The sequence below is a fragment of the Pseudorhodobacter aquimaris genome (assembly GCF_001202025.1).
GTDB classification, from domain to species: Bacteria; Pseudomonadota; Alphaproteobacteria; order Rhodobacterales; family Rhodobacteraceae; genus Pseudorhodobacter; species Pseudorhodobacter aquimaris.
In genome coordinates this window covers 174,637-188,579 of the sequence record NZ_LGHS01000076.1, presented here as the reverse complement: position 1 = coordinate 188,579, position 13,943 = coordinate 174,637, and the positions used below count along the sequence as shown (strand labels likewise).

12 protein-coding genes are annotated in these 13,943 nt (G+C 61.2%); all 12 read right to left on the bottom strand.

Annotated elements, in window-relative coordinates:
• Positions 1-77: 77 nt before the first annotated feature.
• Positions 78-1,001, bottom strand: a complete 924-nt coding sequence (murB, locus tag AKU94_RS17735; protein ID WP_157056622.1) for a UDP-N-acetylmuramate dehydrogenase — start codon at positions 999-1,001, stop codon at positions 78-80.
• A gap of 34 nt (positions 1,002-1,035) precedes the next feature.
• On the bottom strand, positions 1,036-1,293 hold the full coding sequence (locus AKU94_RS17730; RefSeq protein ID WP_050528739.1) for a DUF2484 family protein: 258 nt from the start codon (positions 1,291-1,293) through the stop codon (positions 1,036-1,038).
• Positions 1,290-2,714, bottom strand: coding sequence for a UDP-N-acetylmuramate--L-alanine ligase (gene murC, locus AKU94_RS17725; protein WP_050528572.1), 1,425 nt, complete (start codon positions 2,712-2,714; stop codon positions 1,290-1,292). The genes AKU94_RS17730 and murC overlap by 4 nt, the downstream gene beginning before the upstream one ends.
• Complete coding sequence (locus AKU94_RS17720) at positions 2,711-3,805, bottom strand: UDP-N-acetylglucosamine--N-acetylmuramyl-(pentapeptide) pyrophosphoryl-undecaprenol N-acetylglucosamine transferase (RefSeq protein WP_050528571.1); 1,095 nt, start codon at positions 3,803-3,805, stop codon at positions 2,711-2,713. Before AKU94_RS17720 ends, murC begins: the two co-directional genes overlap by 4 nt.
• A gap of 14 nt (positions 3,806-3,819) precedes the next feature.
• Entirely contained in the window at positions 3,820-4,986 is a 1,167-nt protein-coding gene (ftsW, locus tag AKU94_RS17715; protein WP_050528570.1) for a putative lipid II flippase FtsW, read from the bottom strand.
• A 196-nt stretch (positions 4,987-5,182) separates the two neighbouring features.
• Entirely contained in the window at positions 5,183-6,586 is a 1,404-nt protein-coding gene (gene murD, locus AKU94_RS17710) for a UDP-N-acetylmuramoyl-L-alanine--D-glutamate ligase (RefSeq protein ID WP_050528569.1), read from the bottom strand.
• A 75-nt stretch (positions 6,587-6,661) separates the two neighbouring features.
• Positions 6,662-7,744 carry a phospho-N-acetylmuramoyl-pentapeptide-transferase gene (gene mraY, locus AKU94_RS17705; RefSeq protein WP_050528568.1) on the bottom strand — a complete coding sequence of 361 codons (1,083 nt, stop codon included), beginning with the start codon at positions 7,742-7,744 and terminating at the stop codon, positions 6,662-6,664.
• Positions 7,745-9,187: a UDP-N-acetylmuramoyl-tripeptide--D-alanyl-D-alanine ligase gene (locus AKU94_RS17700; RefSeq protein ID WP_050528567.1), complete on the bottom strand. Its 1,443-nt coding sequence runs from the start codon at positions 9,185-9,187 to the stop codon at positions 7,745-7,747.
• Positions 9,188-9,254: 67 nt separating this feature from the next.
• Positions 9,255-10,727 carry a UDP-N-acetylmuramoyl-L-alanyl-D-glutamate--2,6-diaminopimelate ligase gene (locus AKU94_RS17695; RefSeq protein WP_050528738.1) on the bottom strand — a complete coding sequence of 491 codons (1,473 nt, stop codon included), beginning with the start codon at positions 10,725-10,727 and terminating at the stop codon, positions 9,255-9,257.
• Between the two features lie 20 nt (positions 10,728-10,747).
• Positions 10,748-12,535, bottom strand: a complete 1,788-nt coding sequence (locus AKU94_RS17690; protein WP_050528566.1) for a peptidoglycan D,D-transpeptidase FtsI family protein — start codon at positions 12,533-12,535, stop codon at positions 10,748-10,750.
• Positions 12,532-12,897: a cell division protein FtsL gene (ftsL, locus tag AKU94_RS17685; protein ID WP_050528565.1), complete on the bottom strand. Its 366-nt coding sequence runs from the start codon at positions 12,895-12,897 to the stop codon at positions 12,532-12,534. The genes AKU94_RS17690 and ftsL overlap by 4 nt, the downstream gene beginning before the upstream one ends.
• On the bottom strand, positions 12,897-13,943 hold the full coding sequence (gene rsmH, locus AKU94_RS17680; RefSeq protein ID WP_083445123.1) for a 16S rRNA (cytosine(1402)-N(4))-methyltransferase RsmH: 1,047 nt from the start codon (positions 13,941-13,943) through the stop codon (positions 12,897-12,899). The genes ftsL and rsmH overlap by 1 nt, the downstream gene beginning before the upstream one ends.

Sequence of the window (13,943 nt, the reverse complement as noted above, 5' to 3'; positions counted from 1 at the left end):
AACGACCACTGTGGAGGCTGTCCCGCTCGACATGCCAACCATATTATTTACTGCCTCAAGGCCTTTTGCGGCCCATATTATTGTTTTTCAGCAAGCCTTTCGCCGACCCGCTTGATTTCCCATACTAGCCGTATTCCGCTGTGTTGGAAAACCCTATTTCGTACCTCTTCGCCCAATTCTTCTAAATCTGCGGCGGTTGCGCCACCCTTGTTGATCAAAAAGTTGGAATGCATCTCGCTCATCTGGGCGCCGCCGAGGCTTGCGCCGCGCATTCCGGCGTCATCGATCACCTTCCAGGCCTTCAACTCATGGCTGTCATCCGCCCGCCCCGTTGAGGAAAACCCCGCCGGATTGCGAAAGGTTGACCCTGCCGAGCGGTCCTTGGTCGGCTGGCTCGCATCGCGCTTGGCCAGCTGATCGGTCATGCGGGCGTGCAAATCCTGCGGATCGCCCTTGGGCGCGCGAAAACTGGCCCCGACGATCACGGCGCCCTCGGGCAATTGCGACTGACGGTAGGCAAATTCCAGCGCTTCGGGGGCGAGGCTTTGCAACCGACCCTGACGCGTAACCACATGGATTTTCTGTATGAAGTCGGCCGTATACTGTCCGTAGCACCCCGCATTCATCCGAACAGCGCCGCCGATGCTGCCCGGAATGGTGCGCAAAAACGTCAGGTCCAGCCCCGCATCCGCCGCCTTGCGCGCCACATGGCTGTCCAATGCGGCGGCCCCTGCGGTGACGGTATCACCCTCAATCGTGATCGCATTGAACCCGCGCCCAAGGCGGATCACAACGGCCCGAAGTCCCCCATCCCGCACGATCAGGTTGGAGCCGACCCCCATCGGGAACACAGGCACCTCGGGCGCAAGCGCGGCCAGAAACTGGCACAAGTCATCCAGATCCGCAGGCTGGAACAACCAATCCGCAGGCCCGCCCACACGCAACCATGTCAGATCAGCCAACACCCGGTTTTGGGTCAGCCTACCGCGCGTCGAGGGCATCGGGAAAGCGGGATTTTCAACCATAGAGAGCCCCCTATTCCGCGGGATGCGCGGTTTTGGATTTCAACCAGCGCCACAGATAGATCACCGGCCAGCGCAGGACCGAAGTCCCCATCGCCAAAATGATCAAGCCGACCACCGGCCCGTTGATCCAGGTCACCCAGCCCAAAATCGGAATACCCACCGCGATCAATACATAGGCCGCCCGCCAATGATTGTCCCGACTGGGAAAAAACCCGGTCACATTGGCCGCCACCAGCCAAAGGAATGCCGCCGCAAGCGCCACCCTTATGTACCCCCGTCTTGCAACAATGCAGGCAGGCCGGTGGCCCAGGTTGAGATCGTTCCCGCCCCAAGGCACACCACCATATCACCGGGACGGGCCTGCTCGCGCACCAGCCGTGCCAAATCCTGTTCGTTCAAAATGGCGCGGGCATGGCGGTGGCCATGGGCGATCAACCCCGCGACCAGATCATCACGCTCTGCCCCCGGGATGGGGTCTTCACCCGCACCGTAAACTTCGGCAATGGCGACAACATCGGCCTCGTTGAAACAGGTGCAGAAATCTTCAAACAAACTTGACAGGCGCGAATAGCGGTGCGGTTGATGGACAGCAATCACACGGCCTTTGGTAGCCTGACGCGCGGCACGCAGAACGGCGGCAATTTCAACCGGATGGTGGCCGTAATCGTCGATGATGGTCACATCGTTCACGACACCCACACGGGTAAAGCGGCGGTTGACCCCGCCAAATGCGGCAAGCGCTTCGCGGATCTCATCCATGCGCATCCCAAGGAAACGGCATACGGCAATCGCGGACAAGGCGTTGGACACGTTATGATCGCCGGGCATCGGCAGGGTACACCCTTCGATCACGATGGTGCGGCCCGCCTCACGGGATTCGCCTTGCAAGGCCACATCGAAATGCGCGATCCCATCTTCATAGGTCAGGTTGATCGCCCGCACATCGGCCTGCGGGTTAAACCCGAATGTCACCACGCGGCGGTCGGTGATCTTGCCCACCAAACTCTGTACCTCGGGGTGATCGGTGCAGCAAACAGCCAACCCGTAAAAGGGAATATTGGACACAAAGTCGTAAAACCCCTGGCGCAGCGCGTCAAAGCTGCCCCAATGCTCCATATGCTCGGGGTCGATGTTGGTGACGATCGCAATGGTCGCGGGCAAACGGTTAAAGGAACCGTCGCTCTCGTCGGCCTCCACCACCATCCATTCACCGGCCCCCGCCCGCGCGTTGGAACCATATGCGTGGATCACGCCGCCATTGATAACCGTCGGGTCAAACCCGCCCTTGTCCATAAGGGTCGCAACCATGGTGGTCGTGGTGGTCTTGCCATGCGTGCCACCAATCGCGATGTTGGATTTCAGACGCATCAGCTCGGCCAGCATCTCGGCGCGGCGCACCACCGGAAGACCCAGACGGCGCGCTTCCTCCAGCTCGGGGTTGCCCTTTTTGATCGCAGTGGAAATCACAACCACCGCCGCCTCACCGATGTTTTCGGCGCGCTGCCCCTCAAACACGGTCGCGCCAAGCGTCACCAGACGGTCGGTGATTTTCGAGGCCTTGGCGTCGGAGCCCTGCACGGTATAGCCAAGCGTCATCAACACTTCGGCGATACCCGACATGCCGATACCCCCGATGCCGACAAAATGGATCGGTCCCAAGGCAACGGGGAGTTTGGTCGCGGCGATCATGAAGGCACTCTTTCTGTCAGGCTTGTCACAAGGTCTACAAGGCGGTCCGTCGCATCCGCACGCCCCAACCCCAGCGCATTGCGCGCCATGGCTTGTGCGGCTTGCGGATTTTCGAATACAGCCGCCATTTGCGCGCTCAGGCTTTCGGGGTCAAGCGCCGATTCCGGGATCAGGATCGCGGCATCAGCACCGACAAGCCCGCGTGCATTGGCGGTTTGGTGATCGCCGGTGGCGGCGGCATAGGGAATAAAGATCGCAGGCCGCCCGATCACCGAAATATCTGCAACCGATGACGCGCCCGAACGCGAGATGACAAGCTGCGCCTCGCTCAGCCGTCTTGGAATATCATCGAAAAACGGCTGCACATCGGCATGGATACCGGCCTGCGCATAGGTGGCGTCGACACGTTCCAGATCCTCGGCCCGCGCCTGATGGGCCACACGCAAGTTGGCGCGTAACCCATCGGGCAAACGTGCCACCGCGGCGGGCACCACATCTGACAGGATGCGCGCGCCCTGGCTGCCACCGATCACCACCAGCGACATCGGGTAATCGCCGGGCGCAATATAGCCCGCGCCTGCACGTTCCAGCACGCTGGCGCGCACCGGATTTCCGGTATGGATGCCCGACACACCTTCGGGCAGATCCGTAGGCCATGTGCCACAGGCCACCGCCATAACACGCGGCGCAAAGATCCGGTTCACACGACCCAACACGCCGTTTTGTTCATGGATCATCCGCGGCAGACGCAACATGGTCGCCGCCGCCAGTGCCGGAATGGAAGGATAACCGCCAAAGCCCACGACCACCGCGGGCCTGTCACGAACCATCCCCCAAAGCGCTCCCAACACGCCACTCGCGATGCGAAACGGCACGGCAGCCTTGGCCAGAACGCCGCCCCGCGCAAAGGTGGCCGATGGGACCTGTTCGACCACGACCTCTTGCGGGAAACCACCGGCATAGCGCGCACCCCGCGCATCGGTGGAAAGCTTCACGCGCCAACCGCGTGCAACCATCGCCTCGGCCAAAGCCTGTGCGGGGAACATATGCCCGCCGGTGCCACCGGCTGCGATCAACAAAAGTGGTGCCATGCGCCCAGCCCCCCTTACCGCCCGCGGCGGAACAGGATTTCCCCGATCTGCCCTTGTGGTCGCGTACGGGTCAGCGCCAGCAACATCCCCACCGTAATACCGGCTGCAATCAAGGATGATCCGCCATAGGATACAAACGGCAACGTCATCCCCTTGGAGGGCAACAAGCGCACCGCCACGCCCATATTCACCATCGCCTGTACCGCAAAAATGCAAGCCAGCCCTGAACCCGCAAGCCTGATAAAGGGATCACGCTCCCGCATCAGTCGGAACAGCGACAGCACCACAATCGTGGCGTAAAGCGCGATGATGCACAGCACCAGCAACAACCCGTATTCCTCGGCGGCAACGGCGATGATGAAATCGGTATGCGCATCGGGAAGCGACCATTTCACCTGCCCCTCGCCCACGCCAACGCCGAAAAAGCCACCCTCTTGAATGGCATTGGTGGCATAGCCGATCTGGGTCCGCGGATCGATATCGGGCGACAAAAAGCCGTTGATCCGGCGCGCGAAATGCTCAGAGCTTTGATAGGCAAACATCGCCCCCGCCCCGACAAGGCCCAAAACGGTGGCAATAAGCACCATCGGCGCACCGGCGATGAAATAGACCACAGACCAGCCAAAGATGATTAGCGCCGCCTGTCCAAAATCAGGCTGCATTGCCAGCAACAGCACCACGATAAAGGTGATCAGAAAGGACATGGATTTACCACGCGGGCCATTTATCTCTTGCGCGGCGGCCATCAACCATGCGGTCAAAACGATGAAACCCGGTTTCAGGAATTCCGATGGCTGCACCGATGCAAAACCAAAGCTGATCCAGCGCACCGCCCCCTTGCCGAAATCCGTCCCGATCACGGGCAAGGCCGCCAGCGCAGCAAAGGCGCCCAAAAAGCCCAAGACCCCCAAGCGGCGCACCATCACCGGCGGCATCATCGATACCCCCAGCATCGCCGCCAACCCCAGAGTGCCGAAAAACGCCTGTCGTTTTACGTAGTAGAACCCGTCAAGCCCGTTGCGCTGCGCCAGCGGAACCGAGGCCGCCAGCCCCAGCAAGAGCCCGATACCGAAAAGCATGAAAACAGCAGTCAGGGACCAGCGGTCAATGCTGCGCCACCAACGGGGAATAACGGGGTCCACCACCCGACTGGGTGAGGAACCATAGACCATCTCAGTCATGGGGTACCGCCTGATTTTGCCTGTATACTGCCTTAGTGTCCGGATGTTTCCCCGGATCTTGCATAAAGTTTAGCGAAGAACGCAGCCCATGGCTAGAGGGAAGCGGCCCGGATGCCGCCAAAACGGGCATTTTCCAAAGCCTGTCTTTGTGCCCCTGCGCGCCTCAGTCGCCCTTAGGTAAAGCTGCCGGTGGCAGCTACCCGTCAAGTGCTGCTTTGACACAGGCGCAGAAATCATCCCCGCGCTTCTCGAAATTCGGATATTGGTCAAAAGAGGCCGCCGCCGGGGCAAGCAAAACCACCTCGCCCGCCTCGGCCTCGGCGGCGGCGCGCTCTACCGCGACGGCCATGGTTTCGCACAGCTCATAAGGGGTATCGCCCAGCTCCAGCGCGAAATCGCGGGCGGAATGGCCGATCAGATAGGCTTTGGTCACCGCGCCCAAATGGGGGACCAGCCCCTTGATGCCCCCCTCTTTGCCCATGCCCCCCGCGATCCAGCGGATCCGCGCAAAGGCCTGCAAGGCCTTGGCCGCGCTATCGACATTGGTGGCCTTGCTGTCGTTGACAAAACGCACGCCGCCGCGTTCGCCCACCAGTTGACTACGGTGCGGCAAGCCGCCAAAGCTGTGAAATGCCTGCTCGATCAGCTTCGGTCCGATCCCGAGGCTGCGCACCGCCGCATAGGCCGCGCAGGCGTTTTGATGGTTATGCGCCCCCGGCAGCCCCGCAATGGCACGCAGATCGATCGAGGCCACCTGCCGCCCCTTGCGCCATTCACTCAGGAACCCTTTGCGCACAAAAACCGACCAGCCAAAGCCTTCAAGCTTTTGCCCCGCGGAAATCCGGATCACCCGATCATCCTGCGGCCCTTCGGCCATTTGCCCGGCAAGGAACTGCCCCTCCACCTCATCCACACCGATCACGGCACGGTCCGGCCCGCCCTCGGCAAACAAGCGGCGCTTGGCGGCGAAATAGCCCCCCATGCCGTGGTGACGATCCAGATGATCGGGCGAGAGGTTGGTGAAAACGGCAATGTCGGGGGTCAATGAACGCGCAAGCTCTGTCTGGTAGCTCGACAGCTCCAGCACCACCACCTCACCGTCGACGCCCGGATCAATGTCCAAGACCCCGCGCCCGATATTGCCCGCCATCTGGCACGGCCTGCCTGCCACCTCCAGAATATGATGGATCAATGCGGTCGTGGTGGATTTGCCATTTGAACCCGTCACGGCGATAACGCGGGGCGTGGTGTCAAACCCGTCCCAATCGTCATTGGCAAAGCTGCGAAAGAACAAGCCAATGTCATTGTCCACCGGAACGCCGACCTTCAGGGCGGCCTCGATCACGCGGTTGGGTTCAGGATAAAGATGCGGGATACCCGGCGAGGTGATCAGGGCTGCCACCCCGTCAAACGCCCCGTTACGTCCCAGATCGGTGCATTCGAACCCCTCAACCTGTGCGGCCTCGCGTGCCTCGGCGCTGTCATCCCAGACGACCGGCACCGCACCACCGGCACGCAAGGCCCGCGCCGTCGCAAGGCCGGAGCGGCCAAGCCCGAGAACAGCAACCCTCTGGTCAGCAAAACAGATAACGGGAATCATGGCGCGCCTTTCAAACAGGTTTCCCCGCACAATGGGCGCGCAAGGCGGGGGGGTTCAAGCCCCCATCACGCAAGGTTAACGCAGTTTCAACGTGGCCAGCCCGATCAGCGCAAGGATCAAAGAGATGATCCAGAAGCGGATGACGATCTGCGGCTCTGCCCAGCCCTTCTTTTCAAAGTGGTGATGGATCGGGGCCATCAAAAACACCCGCCGCCCCGTACGTTTGAAGTAAAGCACCTGAATGATGACCGACAGCGCCTCCACCACAAACAAACCACCAACGATCGCCAAAACGATCTCATGCTTGGTGCAAACCGCAATGGCGCCAAGCGCACCGCCCAAAGCCAGCGATCCGGTATCGCCCATGAACACAGCCGCAGGTGGGGCGTTATACCACAAGAACCCCAGCCCACCACCGAACAGGGCAGCAGTAAAGATAAACAGCTCCCCCGTGCCGGGAATGAAATGGACGCCCAGATAATCGGTATAGTTATAGTTGCCGACGATATAGGAAATCACACCCAAAGTAGAGGCCGCGATCATCACCGGCATAATCGCCAGCCCGTCCAGCCCGTCCGTCAGGTTGACCGCATTGGCCGCACCGACGATCACGATCATCCCGAAGGGCACAAAGAACCAGCCAAGATCAAGCAGCACATTCTTGAACACCGGCAAGGCGAGATTATAGGAAAGCCCCTCGGGGTGGTAATGCGCCGCCGCCGTCGTTGCCAGAACGGCAATGATCAGCCCAAGGCCAAAACGCACCCGTGACGACACACCCTTGGTGTTTTGCTTGGACACTTTGGCGTAATCGTCGGCAAAACCGATCATGCCAAAGGAAAAGGTCACCCCCAGCACGATCCAGACATAAGCATTATCCAGCCGCGCCCAAAGCAGGGTCGAAAACAATAGTGCCGACAGGATCAGCAAGCCGCCCATCGTCGGTGTGCCCACTTTGGCAAGATGCCCCTGCGGGCCGTCATCGCGGATCGGCTGACCCTTACCCTGACGACGCCGCAGCAGATTGATCAGCGGTTTGCCAAAGATGAATCCGAACACAAGTGATGTGAAAAACGCCATGCCTGCCCGGAAGGTGATATAGCGAAACAAGTTGAAAACATCGCCGCCGTCCGAAAATTCAGTAAGCCAATAGAGCATTCATGCGTTTCCTTGATGTAGGGCGCTGGGTTGCCCCAATTTGCGCAAGGCGTCAACCACCCTGCTGACCTTGATGCCCTTGGACCCTTTAACCAGCACAATATCGCCCGCATCGACCAATTGTGACACCTTGGGCAACAATTCCTCGGCTGTTTCCACCCAGTGACCACGTTTGGATTTAGGCAAGGCAGAGTGCAACACACGCATACGGGGACCAACGCAATGGACAAGGGTGATATGCGCCAAGGCGGGATGGCCCGCGAGGGCAGTGTGCAGCGCGTCTTCGGTCGGGCCAAGTTCCAGCATATCGCCCAGAACCGCGATACGGCGGCCCTTGCTGATGCGGCCAACGCGGTCGGTCGGCTGACAGGCCGCCAGCAGATCAAGCGCGGCCGAAACCGAGGCCGGATTGGCGTTGAACGCATCGTCTATCAACCCGACAGAGAGTCCTTCGACCTCATCCAGCATGATAACCTCACGCGTGCCGCGCCCTGCGGGTGGTGCCCAATGGCCAAGGTCGGTTGTGGTTATCGCGCGGTCCAGATCCAGCGCATCCGAGGCCGCCAGAACGGCCAGCGCATTGGCCGCAAAATGTTTTCCCGGTGTCGCAAGTTTAAACAGCATATCCTGCCCCGCATGGCGTGCCCGCGCGATGGTGGCAAATTCAGTGATCTGCACATCCGTCAACCGGTAATCAGCCTGCGCATGGGTGCCAAACAGCACCGTGCGCACACCGGCCAATGACGCCCGCGCCGTCAGGATCGGCGTCACCGTCAAATCGGCCGGTAGGATCGCGGTCCCCCCCTCCTCCAGCCCGTCAAAGATCGCGGCTTTTTCATGGGCAATACCCTCGACATTCTCAAAGGCCTCAAGATGCGCCGAGGTAACGGTGGTGATGATCGCCACATGCGGGCGCGCCATTTGCGACAGGGGCGCGATTTCGCCAGGGTGGTTCATGCCGATCTCTATCACCGCAATATCGGCATCCGCAGGCATCCGCGCCAGTGTCAGCGGCACACCCCAATGGTTGTTATAGCTGGCCTCGGCTGCATGCACCGTTCCCTGCCCCGCAAAACCTGCGCGCAACATATCCTTGGTCGAGGTTTTCCCGACCGAGCCCGTCACCCCGATCACCCGCGCCGAGGTTCGCGCACGCGCGGCGCGGCCCAGGTCCTCCAACGCCTTCAGAACATCGGGAACCACCAGCAGGGGCGCATCCTCGGCCACCCCTTCGGGGATCCGGCTGACAAGGGCTGCGGCCGCCCCTTTGGCCAGGGCGTCAGCGACAAAATCATGCCCGTCGCGGACATCCTTTAGCGCGACAAACAGATCACCCTTTTGCAAGCTGCGCGTATCAATGGAAACCCCGCTTGCAACCCAGCCGGTGGGAGAGCTGCCCCCTGTGGCTGCGATGGCATCTTGGGCGGTCCAGAGCGACGTCATGGTGGTATCCTTTTGGTATCAAATGGCCGGTTCACTGCCCCGCGCCAGGTTTATCAAGCGGCCTGCGTCAAATCATGCCGTCAAGGGCGGCCACCGCGATCGAGGCCTGCTCGACATCATCAAAGGGGTAAACCTGCCCTTTGACCGTCTGACCGGATTCGTGGCCCTTGCCCGCGATCAGCAAGGCATCGCCGGGGCCAAGGCTGTCGACCCCGCGCAAGATCGCCTCGGCCCGGTCACCGACATTGCTGGCATCAGGACATGCGGCCATGATCGCGGCGCGGATCTCGGCCGGATCTTCGGATCTGGGGTTATCATCGGTGACGATCAAGACATCGGCATGTTCGGCCGCGGCCTTGCCCATCAAGGGGCGCTTGGTGGTGTCACGGTCGCCACCTGCCCCGAAGACCACGACGATACGCCCCATAACATGCGGGCGCAGCGCCTTCAGCGCGGTCTTCAACGCATCGGGCGTATGGGCATAATCGACAAAGACGCTGGCGCCATTTTCACGGGTGGCGGCCAGCTCCATCCGGCCGCGCACGCCCGTCAACTGTGGCAGGGCCGCAAATACCCGTGCCGGATCATCACCGCCCGCAATCACAAGCCCTGCGGCCAGCACGACATTATCCGCCTGAAACCCGCCGATCAGCGAAAGCCGGATCTGGTGCGCCTCGCCCAGCCATTCGATGCGCACGTCCTGACCCGTCGCATCAAAACGCTGGCCCAGAATACGCAGATCGGCCGCAGCGTTGCGCCCCACGCGCAGCACATCCTGCCCGCGATCCTCGGCAAGGGCGGCCATATCCTCACCGCGCGGATCATCGATATTAATGACGGCGACACCGTCTTCGGGCAAAATCCGTGTGAAAAGCCCCGCTTTGGCGTCAAAATAGGCGTCAAAGCTGTGGTGATAATCAAGGTGATCTTGGGTGAAATTGGTAAAGCCCGCTGCATCAAGCCGCACCCCGTCAAGGCGGCGCTGGTCCAGCCCGTGGGATGAGGCCTCCATCGCGGCATGGGTGATCCCCGCCCCCGAGGCATCTGCCAAAAGCCGGTGCAGGGTGATCGGTTCGGGCGTGGTATGGGCGCAGGGCGCGTGCCAAGCCCCCTCAACCCCCGTGGTGCCGATGTTGATGGCGGCATGGTCCAGCCCCATCCAGATCTGACGAGTAAAGGTCGCAACCGAGGTTTTGCCGTTGGTCCCCGTCACCGCGACAATGGTTTCAGGTTGTGCGCCCGACCAGAGGGCCGCCGCATAGGCCAGCGCCTGACGTGCATCCTCGGTCACGATCAAGGCCGCATCGCCCAGATCATCACGCGCAATCGCGGCCCCCTCGGCATCGGTCAAAATGGCCGAGGCCCCGCGGGTGACAGCCGCACGGATATATTCCGCCCCATGGACCACAGATCCGGGCAAGGCGGCAAACAGCACACCGTCGCGCACCGCGCGGCTATCAACACAAAGCCCCGTGATATCGGGGTTGGCGCCGCCACGTGCCGTCAGGCCAAGATCAGAGAGTTTTGTGGCCTGTGTCATCGCCTTGTCCATTTTTACCGTTACTGTACGGAGGCTGATACCGCATTCAGGGGGGCATATTCAATCTGTGGTCTTAGCCCCAACAAGGGCGCTGTGCGGCGGATCACCTCGGCGGCGACGGGCACGGCGGTCCAACCGGCGGTACGGCGCGGGCGGGTGCTGGAATTATCCGAGGCTTCATCCAGCGTCACCACAAGCACATATTGTGGATCCGAGGCCGGAAACATTGCAGCAAACGTATTGATATTCTTACCCTTATCATAGCCGCCACCACGTTTCACCTTATCGGCAGTGCCGGTTTTGCCGGCAACCTCATAGCCGTCAACCTCGCCAAAGCTGGCGGTGCCGCGGGTCACCACCTGACGCAACATCAAGGCCGCAGCCCGGGCGTTCTCGGACGACAGAATGCGTTTTCCTGCAGGCGGGCTGTCACGGCGCAACAATGTGGGCGTCAACATCACCCCGTCATTTGCAATCGCGGAATAGGCGGTGGCAAGATGCATCGGGCTGGCCGACATGCCGTGCCCGTAAGAAGAGGTGATCGTCACGATATCCGCCCAACGCTTGGGCAAAAGGGGTGCGGCCCCCGATGCCTCGGACAGCTCCAGCGGAACAGGATCGAACAACCCGAGGGATTTGAAAAATTCCTGCTGGCGCTCTCCGCCGATTTTCAACGCCAGATTCGCGGTGCCTACGTTGGAGGATTTCACAATCACATCCGTTACCGACAACAGCGGGCCATAGTTCTTGCCCTCATACTCACCGATCCGGTGCTTACCCCAGCGCAGCGGCGCATCGGCATCCACCATCGTATTGGCATTGACCAGCCCCAGTTCCATCGCCTGCGAGGTGGTGAAAATCTTGAAGGTAGAGCCCAGCTCATACACGCCCTGAACGGCGTGGTTGAACAAAGGGCTGTCAGCGGGATCGCCCTTCAGTAAGGGTGTGGGGCGGTCGTTGGGATCAAAATCGGGCAAGGACACCAAAGAGAGCACCTCTCCGGTGTGCACATCCATCAACACACCCGCTGCCGCCTTGGCGTTCATCATTAACATGCCGGTCTCAAGCACCTCATGCATGGCGGTTTGCACCGTCATATCGATGGACAGCGCCAGCGGGGTTGCGGCCTGTGCCGGGTCACGTAGCCGCGAATCCAACGCGCGTTCGACACCGGCAATGCCGATCACCTCGGCGGAATGCACGCCTTCGGCCCCAAAGGACGCCCCGCCAAGGATATGCGAGGCCAGCTTGCCATTGGGATAAAGCCGCATGTCGCGCGGACCAAACAACAGCCCCGGATCGCCGATGTCATGGACGGCCTGCATCTGCTCGGGGCTCAACTTCTTGCGCAACCACAGGAAGGAACGCCCATCGGTAAAGCGCCGCTCCAGATCCTCCGCCTTCATCTCGGGGAACAGGGCCGACAGTTCCAGCGCGACACGGGCGGGGTCAATCATCTGTTTGGGGTGGGCATAAAGCGCATGGGTGGAGAAATTCGTCGCCAGAATCCGACCGTTGCGATCGGTAATATCAGCCCGCCTGCCGCTGATTTCCGCCCCCAACCCGGCTGAGCGCGGTTCCATCGGCTCACTTGCCGCCAAAAGCCCCATGCGCGCACCAACCACCATAAAGGCGGCAAAAAAGGCCAAGCCAAGCAAAAGCAACCGCCCCTCGGCCCGGTTTTGGGCGCGCGCCCGGGTAGTCTCGGCCCGCAGGCGGATGTTCTCACGTTCAATATAATCAGGGTTTTCACCCTTTGCACGCGCAGACAGAATACGCGCAAGCGGGCGAAGGGGGGTGCGGATCATGGCGTATCCTCCATCTCATCAGAAATCAGTCCCATCGTATCCACAGGCATGCCCAGCTCCGGCAGCGACAGCGGCGGCAGCGGATAGGCGACCTGCTCTACCCGGCCGAATTGCTCTGGCTCCATCGGCAAAAGGCCCAGGCTGTCAAAGTTGAGCACCACAAGATCGCGCAGCCGCGACGGACGGTTAAGATAGGCCCATTCCGCGCGCTGCTGCGAGAGCGCCTCTCGTAGATGGGCGATTTCGCGGGTCAGGGCGGTCACATCCTTTTGCGCGCGCTGTGTGGCATAGTTTTCGCGGTAGGCCCAAAAGGCAAGCGACATCAGAACCACGGCAGAGAGGATAAAAAGCAGGGGGCGCATCAACGATGTCCTTTCGCTGGTCTGGTCGGTGGTCTGGATTTCGGAGGTCTTTTCGAACCGGAGGACGTGGGCAGCATCGGCACACCAAGTACGGCAGGATCAACCTTTGCCGAAGGGGCATCGGTCCGCTTGCCCACGCGCAATTTGGACGACCGCGCGCGCGGGTTGGCCGCGATTTCCTCGGCATCAGGGGCCACCGCGCCTTTGGTCACAAGCGTAAACCGTGGCACGGCCTCATCCCGCGCGGGGGCATAGCGGTTGGTCTGGGCATCCTTGCCCGCGCGGTTCTGGAAAAACCGTTTGACGATCCGGTCCTCAAGGCTGTGAAAGGTCACAACCGCCAGCATACCACCGGGTTTGAGCGCGCGTTCGGCGGCCATAAGCCCTTCGATCAGCTCATTGAATTCGGTGTTTACCGCAATACGGATCGCCTGAAAACTGCGGGTGGCGGGGTGCGATTGGCCGGGTTTCGGGCGCGGCAAGCAGCCCGCCGCAATCGCGGCCAATTGCAGCGTGGTGGTGATCGGCTGGGCCGTGCGCGCGGCCACAATTGCCCGTGCAATCCGGCGCGAGGCGCGCTCCTCGCCATAGTGATACAGGATATCGGCAAGGGTTTCCTCAGAGGCAGTATTGACCAGATCGGCCGCGCTTTCACCGTCTTGCGCCATGCGCATATCCAAAGGGCCCTCCTTGGCAAAGGAGAACCCCCGCGCGGCCTGGTCCAACTGCATCGACGATACGCCAAGGTCCAGCACGATCCCGTCCAGCGGCGCATCCGCATAATGATCGAGTTGTGAAAACGTACCCGCAACAAGCCGCAACCTGTCGCCATATTCAGGGGCCCAAGCGGCAGCCATCTCCAGCGCCAGCGGGTCGCGGTCCACGCCGGTTACGCTATCGGCCCCCGCCGCAAGCAAGGCGCGCGTATAGCCACCCGCCCCGAACGTACCGTCAAGCCAATGACCTGTGACCGGGCCAACAGCATCCACCAACGGGCCGATCAGAACCGGAATATGCGGGCGACCTGTGGGATCGCAGGGTTCCAA

Coding starts and splice junctions, on each gene's coding strand:
- murB (WP_157056622.1), bottom strand. CDS start 1,001: ATGCCCTCGACGCGCGGTAGGCTGACCCAAAACCGGGTGTTGGCTGAT.
- murC (WP_050528572.1), bottom strand. CDS start 2,714: ATGATCGCCGCGACCAAACTCCCCGTTGCCTTGGGACCGATCCATTTT.
- AKU94_RS17720 (WP_050528571.1), bottom strand. CDS start 3,805: ATGGCACCACTTTTGTTGATCGCAGCCGGTGGCACCGGCGGGCATATG.
- ftsW (WP_050528570.1), bottom strand. CDS start 4,986: ATGACTGAGATGGTCTATGGTTCCTCACCCAGTCGGGTGGTGGACCCC.
- murD (WP_050528569.1), bottom strand. CDS start 6,586: ATGATTCCCGTTATCTGTTTTGCTGACCAGAGGGTTGCTGTTCTCGGG.
- mraY (WP_050528568.1), bottom strand. CDS start 7,744: ATGCTCTATTGGCTTACTGAATTTTCGGACGGCGGCGATGTTTTCAAC.
- AKU94_RS17700 (WP_050528567.1), bottom strand. CDS start 9,187: ATGACGTCGCTCTGGACCGCCCAAGATGCCATCGCAGCCACAGGGGGC.
- AKU94_RS17695 (WP_050528738.1), bottom strand. CDS start 10,727: ATGACACAGGCCACAAAACTCTCTGATCTTGGCCTGACGGCACGTGGC.
- AKU94_RS17690 (WP_050528566.1), bottom strand. CDS start 12,535: ATGATCCGCACCCCCCTTCGCCCGCTTGCGCGTATTCTGTCTGCGCGT.
- ftsL (WP_050528565.1), bottom strand. CDS start 12,897: ATGCGCCCCCTGCTTTTTATCCTCTCTGCCGTGGTTCTGATGTCGCTT.